The 15,484-nt window shown below is 64.7% G+C and carries 17 protein-coding genes; 8 read left to right on the top strand and 9 right to left on the bottom strand.

Going from position 1 to position 15,484, the window contains the following annotated elements; genetic code table 11:
- Positions 1-17: 17 nt before the first annotated feature.
- The 7 genes from FHU33_RS05285 to FHU33_RS05255 form a co-directional block, all read right to left on the bottom strand.
- Positions 18-755 carry a replication-relaxation family protein gene (locus FHU33_RS05285; protein WP_246063885.1) on the bottom strand — a complete coding sequence of 246 codons (738 nt, stop codon included), beginning with the start codon at positions 753-755 and terminating at the stop codon, positions 18-20.
- A gap of 202 nt (positions 756-957) precedes the next feature.
- On the bottom strand, positions 958-3,078 hold the full coding sequence (locus tag FHU33_RS05280; RefSeq protein WP_142024411.1) for a type IV secretory system conjugative DNA transfer family protein: 2,121 nt from the start codon (positions 3,076-3,078) through the stop codon (positions 958-960).
- A 17-nt stretch (positions 3,079-3,095) separates the two neighbouring features.
- Positions 3,096-3,314 (bottom strand): hypothetical protein, encoded by a 219-nt coding sequence (locus FHU33_RS05275; RefSeq protein WP_142024410.1) that lies wholly within the window; start codon positions 3,312-3,314, stop codon positions 3,096-3,098.
- A gap of 219 nt (positions 3,315-3,533) precedes the next feature.
- Entirely contained in the window at positions 3,534-3,725 is a 192-nt protein-coding gene (locus FHU33_RS05270; protein WP_142024409.1) for a hypothetical protein, read from the bottom strand.
- Positions 3,722-4,282: a hypothetical protein gene (locus FHU33_RS05265; protein ID WP_142024408.1), complete on the bottom strand. Its 561-nt coding sequence runs from the start codon at positions 4,280-4,282 to the stop codon at positions 3,722-3,724. The genes FHU33_RS05270 and FHU33_RS05265 overlap by 4 nt, the downstream gene beginning before the upstream one ends.
- Positions 4,279-4,500: a hypothetical protein gene (locus FHU33_RS05260; RefSeq protein ID WP_142024407.1), complete on the bottom strand. Its 222-nt coding sequence runs from the start codon at positions 4,498-4,500 to the stop codon at positions 4,279-4,281. Before FHU33_RS05260 ends, FHU33_RS05265 begins: the two co-directional genes overlap by 4 nt.
- Before the next feature lie 6 nt (positions 4,501-4,506).
- Entirely contained in the window at positions 4,507-4,836 is a 330-nt protein-coding gene (locus FHU33_RS05255) for a hypothetical protein (protein ID WP_142024406.1), read from the bottom strand.
- A gap of 149 nt (positions 4,837-4,985) precedes the next feature.
- Between FHU33_RS05255 and FHU33_RS05250 the strand changes: the two genes are divergently transcribed.
- From FHU33_RS05250 to FHU33_RS05235, 4 genes are all read left to right on the top strand, one after another.
- Positions 4,986-5,267, top strand: a complete 282-nt coding sequence (locus FHU33_RS05250) for a site-specific integrase (RefSeq protein ID WP_142024405.1) — start codon at positions 4,986-4,988, stop codon at positions 5,265-5,267.
- A gap of 1,222 nt (positions 5,268-6,489) precedes the next feature.
- On the top strand, positions 6,490-6,642 hold the full coding sequence (locus FHU33_RS26450) for an aureocin A53 family class IId bacteriocin (RefSeq protein ID WP_142024404.1): 153 nt from the start codon (positions 6,490-6,492) through the stop codon (positions 6,640-6,642).
- A gap of 182 nt (positions 6,643-6,824) precedes the next feature.
- A complete protein-coding gene (locus FHU33_RS05240; RefSeq protein WP_170182328.1) occupies positions 6,825-7,340 on the top strand; it encodes a PH domain-containing protein in 516 nt (171 codons plus the stop codon).
- Positions 7,340-8,839, top strand: coding sequence for a PH domain-containing protein (locus tag FHU33_RS05235; protein ID WP_142024402.1), 1,500 nt, complete (start codon positions 7,340-7,342; stop codon positions 8,837-8,839). Before FHU33_RS05240 ends, FHU33_RS05235 begins: the two co-directional genes overlap by 1 nt.
- A 185-nt stretch (positions 8,840-9,024) precedes the next feature.
- Here FHU33_RS05235 and FHU33_RS05230 read toward each other — a convergent pair whose 3' ends face one another.
- Positions 9,025-10,131: a hypothetical protein gene (locus FHU33_RS05230; protein ID WP_170182327.1), complete on the bottom strand. Its 1,107-nt coding sequence runs from the start codon at positions 10,129-10,131 to the stop codon at positions 9,025-9,027.
- A gap of 390 nt (positions 10,132-10,521) precedes the next feature.
- Between FHU33_RS05230 and FHU33_RS05225 the strand changes: the two genes are divergently transcribed.
- The 4 genes from FHU33_RS05225 (at position 10,522) to FHU33_RS05210 (ending at position 13,625) form a co-directional block, all read left to right on the top strand.
- Positions 10,522-12,183 carry a hypothetical protein gene (locus FHU33_RS05225; RefSeq protein ID WP_142024400.1) on the top strand — a complete coding sequence of 554 codons (1,662 nt, stop codon included), beginning with the start codon at positions 10,522-10,524 and terminating at the stop codon, positions 12,181-12,183.
- Between the two features lie 183 nt (positions 12,184-12,366).
- Positions 12,367-12,621 carry a helix-turn-helix domain-containing protein gene (locus FHU33_RS05220; RefSeq protein ID WP_142024399.1) on the top strand — a complete coding sequence of 85 codons (255 nt, stop codon included), beginning with the start codon at positions 12,367-12,369 and terminating at the stop codon, positions 12,619-12,621.
- Positions 12,622-12,781: 160 nt separating this feature from the next.
- Positions 12,782-13,252 (top strand): helix-turn-helix domain-containing protein, encoded by a 471-nt coding sequence (locus tag FHU33_RS05215; protein ID WP_142024398.1) that lies wholly within the window; start codon positions 12,782-12,784, stop codon positions 13,250-13,252.
- Positions 13,253-13,349: 97 nt separating this feature from the next.
- Entirely contained in the window at positions 13,350-13,625 is a 276-nt protein-coding gene (locus FHU33_RS05210) for a hypothetical protein (RefSeq protein WP_142024397.1), read from the top strand.
- Here FHU33_RS05210 and FHU33_RS05205 read toward each other — a convergent pair.
- Positions 13,615-15,357: an SGNH/GDSL hydrolase family protein gene (locus FHU33_RS05205; RefSeq protein WP_170182326.1), complete on the bottom strand. Its 1,743-nt coding sequence runs from the start codon at positions 15,355-15,357 to the stop codon at positions 13,615-13,617. The two genes, FHU33_RS05210 and FHU33_RS05205, sit on opposite strands and share 11 nt — an antisense overlap.
- Positions 15,358-15,484 lie beyond the last annotated feature (127 nt).

The raw sequence follows: 15,484 nt of genomic DNA, 5'->3' as shown, positions 1-15,484 counted from the left end.
ATCAAGAGTGAGGCCGCTCATGAGGCCTCCTGGTCGGTGACAACGGGTAAGAGTCCACCAGCGGTCACCAGGCGGAACAGATCGCCGTCGAGCGAGCGCGTTGCCGTGAGCGCCGCCTGGAAGCGCCGCCGCCGAATCTCAGTCGGCAGCAGCCAGATGACCCGCGGAAACAACCCGGATTCAGCCTGCTCCTGGTCGGACGCTCGGTAGCGGGCGTAGGCCTGACACTGCCGGACCAGCGTCGGGATGCCCTCCGTGCCGCGGTCGACCTCAATGAACCAGTGGTTCTCGTAGTTCTCCGTGGCGGTGACGGCGAACAGGTCCGGCTTAAGGACCTGCCGGGTCCCCATCGGGTCGAGGAAGTGCCGCCAGCAGACCGGTTCCAATTCCAGATTGAGCAGTTCCATCTGCCCCTCACGGGCGGCCCGGAGCAGCACCAGGTGGACGTCGGCGACGGCCAGGTAGTGCTGCACGAAGGCCCCGCCGGGCTGCCGGACCCGCATGCTGCTGCCGCTACCGGTCTGCAGCCCGAGCACGCGCTGGCCGGCAGCGGTGAGCGTCCAAACTGAGGCCGCCGAGCCACCGTGCAGGCCGCCGACCCGGCGGTCGAGGCGCTCGATGAGGCGCTCGTCATGCAGCCGGCCGAGCACCCGCCGACAAGTCCGGGCAGCCGAGATGAGCGAACGGTGACCCGTGAAGACCAGCTGCTGCAGGTGATCGGTGGATAGAAAGCGGTGTCGCTGCAACTCGGCCATTACCGCCTGATCCCGGTCGCTGAGCCGCTCCGCCAGGGTGGTCAGCCCCGGGCGACCGGGGCCGCGGCGGCGTTCGGGACGGCTCATGAGGAGCCCCCGGGAGAGCAGTCTTTCCGGTCAGCAAATCCGGCAGGCGGGCCGCTGGCCAGGCATGGCGCGGTAGTCATCTGGGGGGCGACCGGCAGGGCGGTCGGTAGTCCGGTCATGACGTGCTCCGGGGCCGACGGCCGCTGTCCGGACGGGCTTTATGGGGTTCGAGAAGTTCGGCGAAGCCGGCCTCGACGGCGTCCACCGCTTGGCCGTAGCGCTCGGCACTGGCTCGGCGGAGCAGCCCGGCGTCCCTAGCGGGTGACGACGGCGCCAGGGTGCGCCCAGAGGCGTAGGGCGTGACCCGCCCGCCGGTGAACAGGCTGGCGTATACCTCGAACGGCCCGAGCGCCGTGAAGTCCTCCGGGCTCAGTTCCGGATGCCCCTTGGCGAGGGCGGCGGCGTCCTCGTGCGACAGCTGGAAGCAGACCCGCGAGCGGGCGTTACTGAGCACCGCGCTCCGCATCGCCGGTGGCAACTGGTCGAGGTACTGGTGCGCCAGAGTGAAGCCGACGCCGAGCCCGCGAGCCTGAGCCAGGGCGTCGCCGAGGTCGGTCGGCAGGTGCAGGTAGTCCTGGACCTCGTCGATGTAGACCATGACGGGGTGGCGCCGATCGGCCGGGATGGCAGCGCGCGAGTGAGTGGCCTGCCAGAGCGCGGAGACGACCAGCGAGCCGAGCAGGCTGGCCGCTTCGGGTCCCATGACGCCGCTGCGCAGCGGGACCAACAGGATCTTCCGTTCCGTGAAGACCTGCCTGATCGAGAAGGCCGGACGCCGCTGTCCGAGGACGGCGCGCAGGCTGGGCCGCAGCAGCCATTGCCGCAGCTTGTTCATGACCGGGGCGATGACGGCCGCACGCTCGGCGTCACTAAGCGCCTCGTACCAGGCCCAAAACGGGCCGAGCCCGATCGGGTCGCGCAGGCCTGCCGTCAGCGAACGTCGGAAGCCGGGGTTGGTCAGCAGCAGCGGCAGCATGACCAGGCTGGCATCGTCTCGGCGGGCGAGGGTCAGCAGGCAGGCGTGCAGGATGTCCTGCAGGCGCGGGCCCCAGGCGTCGGCGTAGAGGGCCTTGAAGACGCTCAGCAGGTTGTCGGCGACGACCTCGGCCGATTGGCCGCCGCGGAGCAGCGGGTTGAAGCCGACCGGACGGGCGTCGGTCGGGTCGAGGACAACGACGTCGCCCCGGCGGTGCTCCGGGATGCGGGCCAGGACGTCGTCGACCAGGTCGCCCTTCGGCTCGATGACGACGACCGCCCGGCCGTCATAGATGTCCTGCTCGATCAGCCGGCCGAGCAGTACCGACTTCCCGACGCCGGTCGGCCCGATGACATGCAGATGGTGCAGTGCGTCTCGCGCTGACAGGCTCAATGGGGCAGCCACGCCGGGAGCAGCGGGAGCCGCCACGATCCGGCCACGGCGTGGTCCAGGTGCAACGGGGGCCAGCAGCCGCGGGTGGGCCGGCGGCTGGCCGGGCAGCTCGTCGTTGCCGAGCGGCCAGGCGGTGAGGGCCAGAACTTCCCGGACGTTGAGCCGCAGGGGCCAGAGCCACGGGGGGCGCGTCTCGTTGAGCCGCCTGGCCGGCTCGGGGATCAGCCGCAGCCGTACGCCGGGTGCCTCGCTGGTGCGGATTGCCGCCAGCAGCCCGAGGAGGAGCCGACGACGGTGCGCAGGGCTGGCAGCGCTGACGCCGAGCCGAATCGTGCAGGCGAAGCCGTGGTCGCTGACCTTGTCGCGAAGCGCCGTGCGCTTCTCCCCGTCGATGACGCCGCCCCGGCCGTGCCAGAGCGCCTGGTGCCAGGGAGCGACGACGGACGACGGGCTCTGCGTCGGTACCGACAGCGGTATCCGCCGCGGTCCCAGAACTATCTGCAGGACCAGCTGCTCGTCGGCGGTGACCTGGGTCAGCGCTCCGAGGATGCTTCGGACGACGGTCTCCGGTTCGCTGCGGCCGATCGCCCGGTGCCGCGTTGATGCCTGTAGCCGTCCGGCCGCCTCGATGGGCGATCGTTCGGGAGCCGGCAACAGTGCTGAGCCCGGGAAGCCTCGCGTCACCACGGAAGCGGCGTCATGCAGTGCGGGGGCTGTGCCGCCCAACAGGTAGCGCACACCCGTCCGGTTCGCCCGGGCCTCCAGTACCAGTCGGGGGCTGCGCTGATCTGCCGCCCATTGCCGGAGGACGCTCAGGGCGACCTCGGGCGGTAGTGGCCGCTGCCACTGGAGCAGTCGCCAGCTCATCGAAGACTCGTGCCGGCTCACGGGCGCGGCCCTTTCGTCTCGGGCGGCTCGTCCGTCCGACCGCTGGGCTTGGTGGCGTCGACCTTCTGGATGGCGGCAGCTGCTTCGTCGGCCGCCTGCATGAGCAGGGCCTTGGCCAGCGTGCGCAGGTCCGGCGGGTTCCGTCGCACCGCCCGGGCGTTGACGCGCCGGCGTCGGTCGTCCCCCTGCTTGCTGTTTCGATATGTCCTGGACATAGCTCCGCCCTCCTTTCCGCTCAAGTTAATGTGTGGAATCGCTGCACTTGCGCAGCAGTGGGAACTACTATGTGCTGCGTAATTGCAGCGGTCAATGGACTATGATGATTTCACAACACCGACTGGAATGCGCTGACCGAGTTGGCTGGGGGATTTGTCAGGCGGCATATTTATGCAACGGCCGCCGGGCGGCGATCGCAGATCGTGAGGCATCGAGGGTTACCAGCCACGGGGCCGGTTGACATACCGCCAGCCCGCCCACCCAACGACCACCAGGCCGGCTACCGGCCCGAGGATCGGCAGGGCGTCGAGCAGTAGCCCCGCCGCCAACTGAAGCGCCCAGCAGGCGACCAGCACCGCGAGCGCGAAGCCCACGATGCCGGCCGTCCACGACCGCGGGTCCGAGCTCACGCCGCCACGACTCCTGACGGCGGCAGTGTCAGGCGCTGCGGCGTCACTTCGCCGCCGAGCTCGGCCAGTACGGCCGCCTCGAGACCGCGTTCGAGGCAGCGCTGCACGAACGCCGCCTGATCCGCAGGGAAGCGCTTGCCGACGGCCGACAGGTAGACCTGCCCTACCAGGTCGGCGCGCAGCAGCCGCCAGACGAGCGTCTCCTCGTCGTAACCGGCTATCTCGAGAACCCTGAGGTGGACCTGCGCCAACTGCAGCTCCTGCGGCGGCGTGAAGTCCAACCCGCGCAGAACATGCGAGACGTCATGCCAGTAGCGCAGCGCCAGGTTGACGTCGGGGTGGGCGTAGATGACCGACTCGGAATTCTCGTCGCTCACCGGCAACGGCTCCCCGGTACGTACCGATCGTTCGACCGCTGCGACAAGGTCGGGATAGGTACTCGGCGCATCCGGGCGGGGTGCCCAGCCGAAGCCGACCAGCCCCTGGGTAGTGGCAGTGGCGCTCAGGATGAGATCGCTGAGATCACTACAGGCCCGGCGCAGGCTCAGGCCCCTCACGAGGCACCGCCCGAGCCGCGCTGCCATTGGTTGTGTGCGGCGTCGCGCATGGCGCGCAACGTGTCGTGGGTCCGGGCCTGAATCAGCTGCTCCGCTGCCAAGTGGCTCGCCAGCCGGTCGAGGGCCCGACGGTCGCCAATCAGGACGGTGCTGTGCCAGAGCAGACCAAGCATCAGGCCGATGACCAGCACGCCGGTGAGGGCGAGGAAGATGATCACGGCTGCCTACCTCCGGCGCAGATCGCGGCGCAAGTCCGCCACGGTCTCGCTCATGGCCAGCAGGTGGTCGTCGGCCAGGAAGGCCAGCCGGCCGGCTGCTTCGGGTGCCAACTGCTCCAGCTGACGGTGGGCCTGCGCGACGCGGACGACGTTGGCCATGGCCTGGCCCGTCACGGCGGTGAGGGCATCCGCCTTCGCCATGGCGACGTCGGTCTCGGTGTCGACCTTGGCGGTACGGACCTGGCCGCCGGTCTGGTAGCGGCTGATGGCCCGGCCGGCGCGCCGGGCATCACCGGGTAGCAGATCGGCGCTGTAGCGGGAGAGCTCTGCGGACATGTCTGACAACTCCTTGGTCGGAAACGAACGGATCGTCTTCGACGCTAAGGCGCAGGTCAGAGGGCTCAAAACATAAGCGTGATAGCACGCAGGCCCCCCACACCTACTCTGAACCAGTGGCGGAGGGGCGATATCCCGAAGGCCGGTCGATGTTCATCCGGCACCTGCCGGAGCGCGATCGGCGCTTCGCAGAGGCCCGCGAGGAGTACCTACTGAACTACGGCTACAACACCGCTCGGGCGTACTGGGGCGACCTTGAGCACCTGTACGACTGGTGCGAGGAGCGGGGCTTCGACGTCTTCACCCTTACCGAGCAGCAGTTCAGGCAGTATCAGGCGCTCCTGAGGCGGCGGAAGTACAGCGAGAACACCGTCCGGCGCCGGCGGACTGCTTGGGAAGGCTTTCGGCGGGCAGCTGCCAACTTAACGTGACTGTGGGCTACAAGGCCAGTGAACCCATATCTTCGCTCGGACTAGATTCACGTCTATATCTCATCGCAGATGCCGTACTTGCGGCCTTCACTTGGAGTCGCTTGATCGCGGCACACAAACGACCGGAAGGGGCCGGTTCCATAGCCAGACCGATTGTTCGTGTCCCAGTTCTCTCGTGTTCCGCCACATCCAACATGGACGGCATATCGCGTGCCCTCGGACAAGGCATACTCGTATCGGACACCGGCGCCCGATGTGCTTCTGGCAGCAAAACCGGAGCTTGGACCATTTTCTGTTTGTATCCAAACACCCACGACCTGAGCTCCAGATTGACACGTCACTTCCCCCTCGACGAGCGACGCCCCCTCTGATCCCGGTTGAAAGGCCAGGAATGTCCCGCCGCTAATCACAGCGACAGCGAGAATGGCGGCGGATGCCACGGTCATAGGCTTCCGCCACCGCAGAGAATGACCATCCGCCTGATCTTCCGCCACAGGGGGCCACAGTTCCGGGGAGCTAGACAATGGAAGCTTGCTCGTGGAAGCCGGCTGCGTGGCCGGCTCGTCCTGCGAGTCGCCGCGGCTCGCCTTGTCGATGAGCTGCTTTCGGCGCTCCAGCCAGTAGTTTCCGTCCTGCTCGGTCAGCCCAAGCGTGAGGACGAAGCTGCGGACGTAATCGGGTTTAGGCATTCCCGTTGGGTTTTTTACCATCCTGTAGAAGGTGCTCTCCGAGCCGGATACGCCTGGCTGGCCTTGGACCGCCTCGTCAATCTGTCGCCATGACATTCCCTGAATGAGTCGGAGCTGCTCCATCTCTCGACCGAACTGACGGGCGGCCGCCAGTAATCGCGCGGGATCGGGCGAGACGCTCCCTACCGCATCTCCGTCTCTCACAGTGCCCTCCCATGTAGCCCGGTCGGAAGACAGGCAACCTGGCGTGGGATGCGTCCCAGCCACGGACGGTCCTCGGCCGTCCCCCCGGCGTCCTCGTTCCATCTCCAGGGCGTCCTCACGGCGTCCCCACATGGCTAGACAGCGCTGGTCCGTGTTGACCGACGTGCGGGCCCTGCCCTCATTCTCGCTGCTGTCCGGCTCCGCGGCGCGCGGGCTACGTCGAAGCCCCGGCTTCTTCGCAGAGGAGGAGGCACCCTGAGTAAAGGCTAAGGGCCCGGATGCCCTTGCGCCTCACTGACTTCATCACCCACGGTTTCCGGAGGAACTGAATGTTCGCATTCCTGCGTGTGATCCGGGCTTTGGCCCCGTACGGATCTCGTGCCGTCAACTGGGCCTGGGCCCACAAGAGCCAGATCATCTGGCTGCTCACGAACGGCTGGCCCATTGGTCAAGTCGTTTGGTGGGTTCTGTCGAACCTGTAGGTAGCCGCGCGAGGAGGCCTGCCTTGGCTCAGGAAGAGAGGGCCAAGGCAGGCCCCTTTGCAAGCAGGCAATGACATACGGCGAACAAGCGCCACCAATGCATAAGTATGGACGCACCCGTTGCCAATTGGTACACTGCAAGAGGAAACTGAGCAAATGCTCAGCAAGCGAGGATGCATGTGTTGACCGCAGCCGAACAACCATCTGAACAACCCGCGGACTGGACTATTACCGCCCAGCCGTATCAGCACCTGCCCAGCGAGGCCAAAGTTGTGTGGCACATCGAGAACGTCGTTACAACGACGATCGCTCTCCTTCTTGCAGTGGTGGCATTCTACATCCCTGCCGTCCCTGATAGTTGGCAGCCGTTGCGCATATCGGTCGCTGCAGCCGTCCTTGCTATCGGCTTGTTCGAAGCAATCGTTCTTATCCCACGACGCTACCGCTACTATGAGTTTCAAGTGGCTGAAGACCATGTGGCCATTCGCCGGGGCAGGCTATTCCGTCGGCTGCTTGTGCTGCCGTTGCATCAGATACTCTTCGTTGAAACTCGTCAGGGGCCAGCCCTCGCCCGCTATGGCTTGGTCAAGGTTCAGTTGGGGACGATCGCGGAACATCATGCGCTCGGACCGGTGCCGCCCACTGTAGCCGTCGAGGTCCGAACCGCCGTGCAGCGTCGAGGCGGGAGCCGCGACTGATGCAGCGCAACAGCCCGAAGATGCTTGCCATCCGGGCAATTGAGAGCGTGAAACTGTATGGACCATTCCTCTTCTTTTACCTCGCGACTTTGCGCCATACTGAGGGTGCATTGGGTATCGCGCTCGACCTATTCTTTTGGGCGTTCACCTACTCGCGGCTACACGCCATCCTTTTCGACTGGTGGACTGTCCGTTTTGCCCTAACAGACAACGCGTTCATCTTCGAAAAGGGGCTGATAGTCAAGGAGCGGCTGTCACTGGCCTGGGCAGACATGGCCTCCGTGCAAGTCTCCGAACCGCTGGTGCAGCGGGTCCTGAACTGTGTTTCGGTACAGGTTGGGGTCGGCGCGCAGACGAAGCAGCAAGTCGTTTTGGACGCACTAGATCGTCGCTTGGCAGAAGAAATGCAGCGCCGCCATGCCGCCACAGCCATGCCGCATAGAGAACAAGGGCCTCCGGGCAAGGTAGCCACTGAGACTGATACGCGACAAGCATCTAACGTAGCTTTCCCCACGGCCGCTGACGAACTGAACGACGCCGTCATTTACACCGCTAGGCCACGAGACTATCTGCTCATCGCGGCTACCTACGGTCAGGTCTTTCTGGTTTTCCCGGTTTTGCTCGGTCTCTATGCCGAGGGTTCGGCCTGGTTACCACTGCCAGCCGCGGATTGGCTAGTCGGCCTATTCAATCCTCCGAACCCGTGGCAGCTGACGCTGCTTCTAGTGAGCGCCCTAGTCTTCGCCTTCGCCTATGGACTGGCTGTCGCGTGGCTCCGCTATCGTTCCTTTCGGGTCGAACGCCGCGGTGACACCTTCTACATCACCGGCGGACTCACTATCCGGGAGCGCCGACAGATCGAGCAGTCTGATGTTGCCGGACTGAAGTTGGAGCAGAACCCCGCTATGCGTGCAACGGGCTACGCCCGACTAAGCCTGGTGAGCCGCGAGGCCGGCAGCAAAATGAAGGCCAACGTAATCTTCCCCGCTGTCCGTCTCGACCATGTGATGGCCACCGTCGCCGATACATTCCCCGAGCATGGCAGCGCCCTCAGGGAGCCGCTACGGCCTAAGGGGCCCCACCGCATCGTCATCGCTTCCTGCTGCGTTGTCGCCGCAAGCGTATGGGCGCTGGTCGCGTGGCTGCGCTCCGAGGATAGTCTGCTCGCTGGCATCGTCCTGGGCTTGCTGCTGTTGCTCGGGATAAATCGTCTCTGGACGGCAATTGCCGTACACGGGGATATGATGATCCAGTACAAGCGCGGCTTTCTCTGGGTGAAGCAATATGCGCTTCCAGCAAGCTCGGTGCACGTTGCCGCGCAAAGCCAGGGTCCTGTGGGAAGACAGTTGGGTCTAGCCAGCGTGTCTCTTGTAGTGCATGATGCCCGCCCCGTGCGCCTACGCGTGATTGGCTATGCGTCGGATTCCATCTCCGTGGTCCTGCAGAGTATCCTTGCTGCACCGCGCCCAGCGCTGAGCGGGAAGCGCAAGAGTCGCTAGTTGGCAAGCCAAACGAACGCTACGCCCGACCGGGGAACACCCACCCATCGAAAGAAGTTTGCAGTTCCGTTGCTTGCTCGAGGCTCTTGAACGCTTGCTGCAGCGGGAAGCACCGCAAAGGTCGAGTTCATTGTGGTCAAGCGCGACGGGTCCGAGGATGGCGTCTGACGAGCTGAACGTTACGGTCACTCGCGATGGCGCGATCGGTCGCGCACCCATACGAAAGCCACTCCCGAGCGCGGGAAGACCCAACCATCGAAGCCGACGCTGACCCGCTGCCCCGGGACCGTCTCCGGGCTCTGAGACACCCGCGCCTGTTCGCTGCTGGCGATGAAGTCGACGACGTTGACGTACTCGATGCCGCAGTCGCTGTAGTCCAGCTCGATGTCGACGCCCTTGGTCGGCTGCTCGAGGTCAAGGTGCAGCAGGTGTCCACGTACGGGGACGACTGTCCGGTAGGTGTACGCGATCGTGACGGGCCTCCCCTCCTGAACGACTTCCTTGCCGATATTCACGCTGTAGGTCTGGCCATCCGATCGCTCGGTCCGCCGGATGGGTAGATCCGCGCCGTGCACAGCGAACTGGACGAGCTCGAACGCCGCCTTGCTGCCGGCATGGATGCCATGGCGCGGGTTGACGTACCAGACGGAGGTTGTGGGGTCCTGTGTCAGTTCGCGGTACTCGGCCCGGTCGTCGACGCAGGTGAAACGGCGTATCTGCGTCGTCGGCATGACGGTGTACTCCCAGGTCACCGTGGCGACGAAGAGAGGGGAACGGGCGCTGCCCGTTCCCCTCTCTAAGGCCTTAGAGAGCCGTATCGAGATCCGGCAGTCGTACCAGCGCTCGGTGGCCCGGATGGCTTGCTCGCGGATATCGGTATAGATGTCTCCGGCAAAGGCTGCATCTCCCAGCCGCAGAGCCAGGCTGTTGCTGACGATCTGGTCGAGCCGCTCCGGGGTGGCGACGCGGGCGAGGTCTTCCTGCTTGAACGCGAAGCCGTCGATGACGGCGTCCCGGATGGCGGGCGCCTCAGTGGAAATCACCCGCTTGAGCCGCTCGGTGTCCCGAACTTCGCGGTCCTGGCCGTCCAGGTAGCTGAAGACAACGGCAACCAGTCCGGTTGTGAAGAGGGCCGACCCGAGGTCGATGACGGGTAGACGGCTCAACCACTGCCAGCCGGCCTGTCCGTCGCTCCAGCGGGCCAGCACGATTAGGGCCAGGCCGGTCACGGTGAGGATGGTCGCCAGGAGAGCGAGCTTGGTTTGATACAGCCGGTGGAGCGGGTCGCGCATAACTATTGCCAATTATGGCAAAGCGCTCGCGCTTTATCGATTGCGAAATGCGATGCAGCGGCCACGGCACGAGGGAGACGCCGCGGTGGTCGTGCCGCCAAGCAAGGCCGCCGCGGCGCCCCGGTCCTACGTCAGATTCGCGGTACTCAACCGCCGCCGCCGTTCATTCGATCGCCACCCCGCCTCCGCCGTCGCCCTGGGAGGGGCCGGCCGTACCTCGACCGGCCTTGACCACGATAAGGATGAAAGGTCATGGGATGCAAGGTCTATCCAAGCGGTAGGCGCGGCGGCCCAGTCGGTGACGTACGGTCACCACCAATTTCTGCGACCGAAGACGACAACCGGCCGAGTCTGGGCAATGCTGTCGGTGCCTTGCCGCAGACTGAGGCCGTGCTCGAATGGAACGATCTCGACCCGCACCGGCTGGAGCGGGTGGTACAGATGCTGCTGCGCGATGAACTTGGCGACAGTGTCACTGCCATCGACGGCGCGGGCGGTGATGAAGCGCAGGACATGCGGTGGGATAGCCCCGACGGACTCGTCATCTTCGAGGTGAAGTCGTTCTGTGGACGTCTCGTCACCAGTCAAAGGCGCCAAGTGAAGCGGTCGCTGGCCCGGGCGGTCAACCTCCACGCACCGACTCGATGGGTGCTGATCACCCGGTCCGTCCCCACCCCCAAGGAGCTGGCCTGGCTGACGGGTCTGATCGACATTGCTCCCGGGGTTGCTCTGGAGTGGTGGGGACGCGACTGGCTCGATCGCCGGATCGCTGGCCGGCACGATCTGATCTCGTACATCGAAGGCGAAACGTACGGACTGTTGGAGCGAGCGCGCCAATTCAACATGGAGCAGGCGGTCCTGGCCTCGGGCGACGACCTGTCGCAGCGGCTCGACGCCTTGCTCGAGCGGGGCGACGAGATCTCCCCGTACTGGCGATGGGAGTTCAGCTCCGGCCCGCGCGGGCGCATGCGGACGCTCATGCCCAGGCACCCGGAAGCGCCCGTCGACGACCCGATCTCAATCACTCCGACGTTCTACTTCCCGGCTGACGATCCGGAAGCGCGCGACATCGCGGACCGGCTCAGGGAGACCTTGGAGGTGGGTGGCGAGGTAGCTATCCCCGGGCGCTATGTCAGTCGCTTCGACGTCGTAGCGGCGTCCGAGGCGACGCAGCGCTTGTTGGGTGACGACGACCGAGCCGGCGACCTGGAGCTGCTGAGCATTCCCGTCACGCAGGGTTTCCCTTTGCAGGCGTCTCTGACGCTCCAGCCATCGACGGCTGATCGCCCCGCCGTCACGCTCCCCGTGACCTTCACGAGGCGCGTCGGTGGCAGCCACGGCAGCACCATGCTGGGTGCCGACGCCAGCGACGCGCTTGCGGTGCGTCTGGTCCTCCGTGAGGACGGCACTGTCCGTGGACAGCTCCACGTCACCCTTCGCTCGGTGGCTGGGCGACGTCCTCATGAAGTCCTGCCGGCCCTACAGTTCCTGGCGACGCTGCAACCCGGCGACCGACTGACGCTATGCGCTGGGCCGGCGGAGCTGGGCGGGTTCCAAGCGGACACGACCTGGCCAGACGATCTTGGGCCGCTGTGCCGCCTTGTCGGGGCACTGGTCGCGCTCCAGCGGCACTTGCGGACGCTGATTCCCATCCCCACGGAGGAGCTGTCGCAGGACGTGGTGCGAGACCTGCTCAGTGTCGCCGACGCGTTGTCAGGGGAGCGAGCCCAGTTGCCCTACACCGCACTGAGCGCCAAGGTCGTGCCAGGAGGAGTGCCGAGATTCCTGGCATCGATTGCCGAAGCGGGGGGTGCGCTGTACATAACCCATTCCGCCGAGTTCGTGCTCGACGGTCGCTCCTATACCGTGTCGGGGCTGGCAACCTACGCGCCGCGGATCCGGCTGGCGAACCGTGCCGAACTGGCGGCCAACCGAAACTCTCCGGGCGAACAGGTGGCCTGGTTCGAGCCGGTCGACGATGAACACTGGTACCTCATCCGGTCGGTGCTCGAACATGCGGCAGCGGACGATGGCTTCGCTTCAGCTGGCTAGGCGCGGAGGGCCCGCTACCGTCGCGGGCATCTGTCCGATGGAAACACCCGTTCGAACAGCGCGGCCAGCTCGCAGGCGTCGCTGGTTGCTCTTGGAAGTGCAGCAGTGGGCAGTACGCCGACCAAGGGATGAGACGTATGGTCTCTGGCCGCATGGTCATGGGCCATATGTGCTTGGCCCGCCATGCCCGTCTCTCCCGCCCCGGTCTCAAAGGCGGCCACCCAGTTCGGCGAGCGGGTGCGCACCCGCCGCAACGAGCTCGGCCTCAGCCAGGAAGCCCTGGCGCACGCCTGCGACCTGCACTGGACCTTCCTGGGCCAGGTCGAGCGCGGACGGCGGAATCTAACGCTGCACAACATCCTCAAGATCGCGCGAGGGCTTGGCATCGACCCCGGCGAACTGGTGCGCGGGCTTAAACCGCCGCGGGACGCCGGTTAACCGCAGCACCGGCGGTGGTCTACCACCGGCAGGTCGGTGATCTTCAATCCGACGGCCGTGGCTGACAAACCCGCGACGAGGCCAGCCCTGTCTCGATGAGGGGACATGCTGAAGGGCCAGGCGCACACGGTGGCGTCGGCGCTCTCGAAGTCTCGCCTCCGTGTCCTTGGACGCGGGTTCGAGCAAGACGTTCATGGTGGAGGTGCTTCGGCGTACCTCCAACAACTACGGCGTCGTGCAGCGGGTCGCTCGGCTGACGCGGTATCTGGAACGGCAGGTCGGCGACCGGACGTCAGCACCCCGCACTGACCAGCCGCACAAGCTCAGCCAGCGGCTGTCTGGCGGCACGGTGCCCACGATCCTCGCTGCCTATCAGGCTGGGGCCACTACCCGCGAAGTTGGCGAGCAGTTCGGGCTGGCGCATAGCTCGATCAACAAGCTGCTCAAGCAGCACGGCATCACGGCCCGCAGCCACAGCCTGACCGCCGATGAGGCACGACAGGCCGTCGACCTCTACGAAGCTGGGCTGAGCGTCCGAGTCATCGCCGACCACCTCGGCTTTGGTGCCAGCACGATCATGCGGGCCCTGGTAAGGGCTGGCGTCAATATCCGCCCCAGACTTGTACGATAATGGTGCGAAAAGGAGCGCTATTTCCGGACGGTCGCGGTATAATTACTTTTAAGTGAGAACACAACATTCCTCTAGAGCTACTGGCCTCGATCCAACGATGAGCCGACTCAAGGCCGGCATCTTGGCAGGGCTGATGGCGATCGCTTTGGCCATTCCCTTGGGCCTCGGCGCATTCTTCATTGCCCTCGCCATGTTCTTCGAACAAGGCGGTACCCTTGGCGGCTTCGGCGCATCTGCCTCCGAGAACTTCAGACCTCGCCTCTGGCCGACGGTGATTTCCTACGGTGCGCTAGTGTCGGCAATTCTCATCGACGTTACGGCAGGCCTCCTGACCTATCGCAACCTGCGGCGTCCACAGTCCTCTAGAAGGTGACCCCGTGGAGCACTGCGTTGATGGCTGCAGCGTATCCCAACTCGTGCCCATGCTCGTTCGGATGGAATGACTGGTCATTCACGGGGCTGGGCCACCTTGCTGTTACTTGTGGGGCGTTGATCCACTCACCGCTCTTGCCGCAGACCTCATGACCCGCGAAGATGGCATCCACCGGCACAAACTCTGCCCACCGAGTATTATTGACACGGTCGGCGATGACCTGGTTGAGGCGTGAGGTTTGCCCGCGAAGAAAGTTCTGCTCTTTCCGGCTAAAGCCCAGAGTGGCGCTCGGCCCCCTGGTGCCCCGCAAGTACGGCCGTTGAGCCAACTTCGGGCAATTTTGCTCCTTGGCTGTGGCTGGAAAGAGGTGCGGGTAACCCGCAACAAGAATTCGGGCATTAGGCGCCTGGAGACGGATTTGCGCATATACCTTGTCTAGTTCCCGCCCGAGGGCGCTGAGCCGTCGAGTGATCTCCGCCTCAAGAACTCGCCCATTCACCCGAGCCTTAGTGCAGTCGGAGCTGGAATAGCAGATTCCAAGGATGGACGAGAAGTCAACGTTATTGCCGCCGATTGTAATAGTGACCAGCTCGACACTCTCATCCACCGGAAGGTCATACACATTGTCCGTGTCAGCCGCACGATTCTGCTCGAGCTGCGGCAGGGGATCGCCGTGGTTGCCCTTGCCGCCCATTTCAGTCGGCAGCACATGCCAAGTTCGAGCTCCGCTGCACGCCTGAAATCCCCACTCAACGTCATCGGTCCCGAGACGATCGAAGATCGAGGCGTCTGGTACGCCTGGTTGCTCTACGTATCGGGGATATGCCAATTGGGACCTGTGGCACTTGTAATCTGGTGGCTGCCAGAAAGGCTCGACCCCCTCTCCGGCAGCGAAGGAATCCCCGAGCGCCACGTACGTGAGTGTGGTATCCACTGGAGGCCGAGGTGCGACATCCGGTCCAGGAATCGAGAATTCCAGAGTCAGTCCAGCCGCCTGCAGGTCCTCGACCGTGTAGTAGAGCTTCGACGATCCATCTTTTCCGTACAGGTACGCAGCGTTCATATGGCAGTTAAGCGTCGGGTAATCTGGGTTGTTCTGCGAGTGAGGACCCGACCGATATGTGCTACCTGAGACGAGTTCCTCCGCGCCTATCAGACTGCCGTGCCCATACACATCTTCCCCGGTAACGGCATCCACGCACACGTAACCGATTACGCTCGCCTCGCCAGTGAACCGTGACTGCAGGCCGCCACCGCCACTGACCGTGAGATCGATTATCACAGACCGGTCGGCCCCTACAGTCGCGTTCCACGAGGAAAGCGCTATGCCATCTGTGGATGATCCCTGCTTGACCAGGAATGGGGAGCCAAGAGTCGCGAGGCTATCTTCGGATGGGTATTCCTGCTGGGCACCACTTTGGGCAACCAGCATAGCGCTGATTAGCCGACACTCTCCCCACCACGCACCTGGAGTAAGTGTCAAGCGATATGTTGTAACATCCCCTACAACGGAGACCGCCTCCTCCTCGTCGAAAGCAAAGCCACCGCCGCCGAGATTCGAACCGGTTCCAGGGTCCCTACAAACGAAATTGAGATAGCTGAAAGGTAGCCCGATCTGAATATTGGATCGGGGCACTAAGGGCCCCCCAGTCACCTGCACTTCGAAGACCAGTTGGGTGTCTTCAGGTGTCTCGTCATATGTACCCGACCCAGACCAGGCCTGCAGTGCCAAGGGAGCATCCGCGCTCGCAGATGCAGCTGTCACCACGCTAGTAACCATCAATACCGTAGTCACAGCAAGAATCCGCAGCCGAGCCGTCCACGTCTTCACGGCGCCCTCGCATCTCTCGGCCGAGCGA

This window comes from Blastococcus colisei, assembly GCF_006717095.1.
Lineage (GTDB): Bacteria > Actinomycetota > Actinomycetes > Mycobacteriales > Geodermatophilaceae > Blastococcus_B > Blastococcus_B colisei.
The sequence above is the reverse complement of the archived record's forward strand: the minus strand, read 5'-3'. Positions and strand labels throughout refer to the sequence as shown.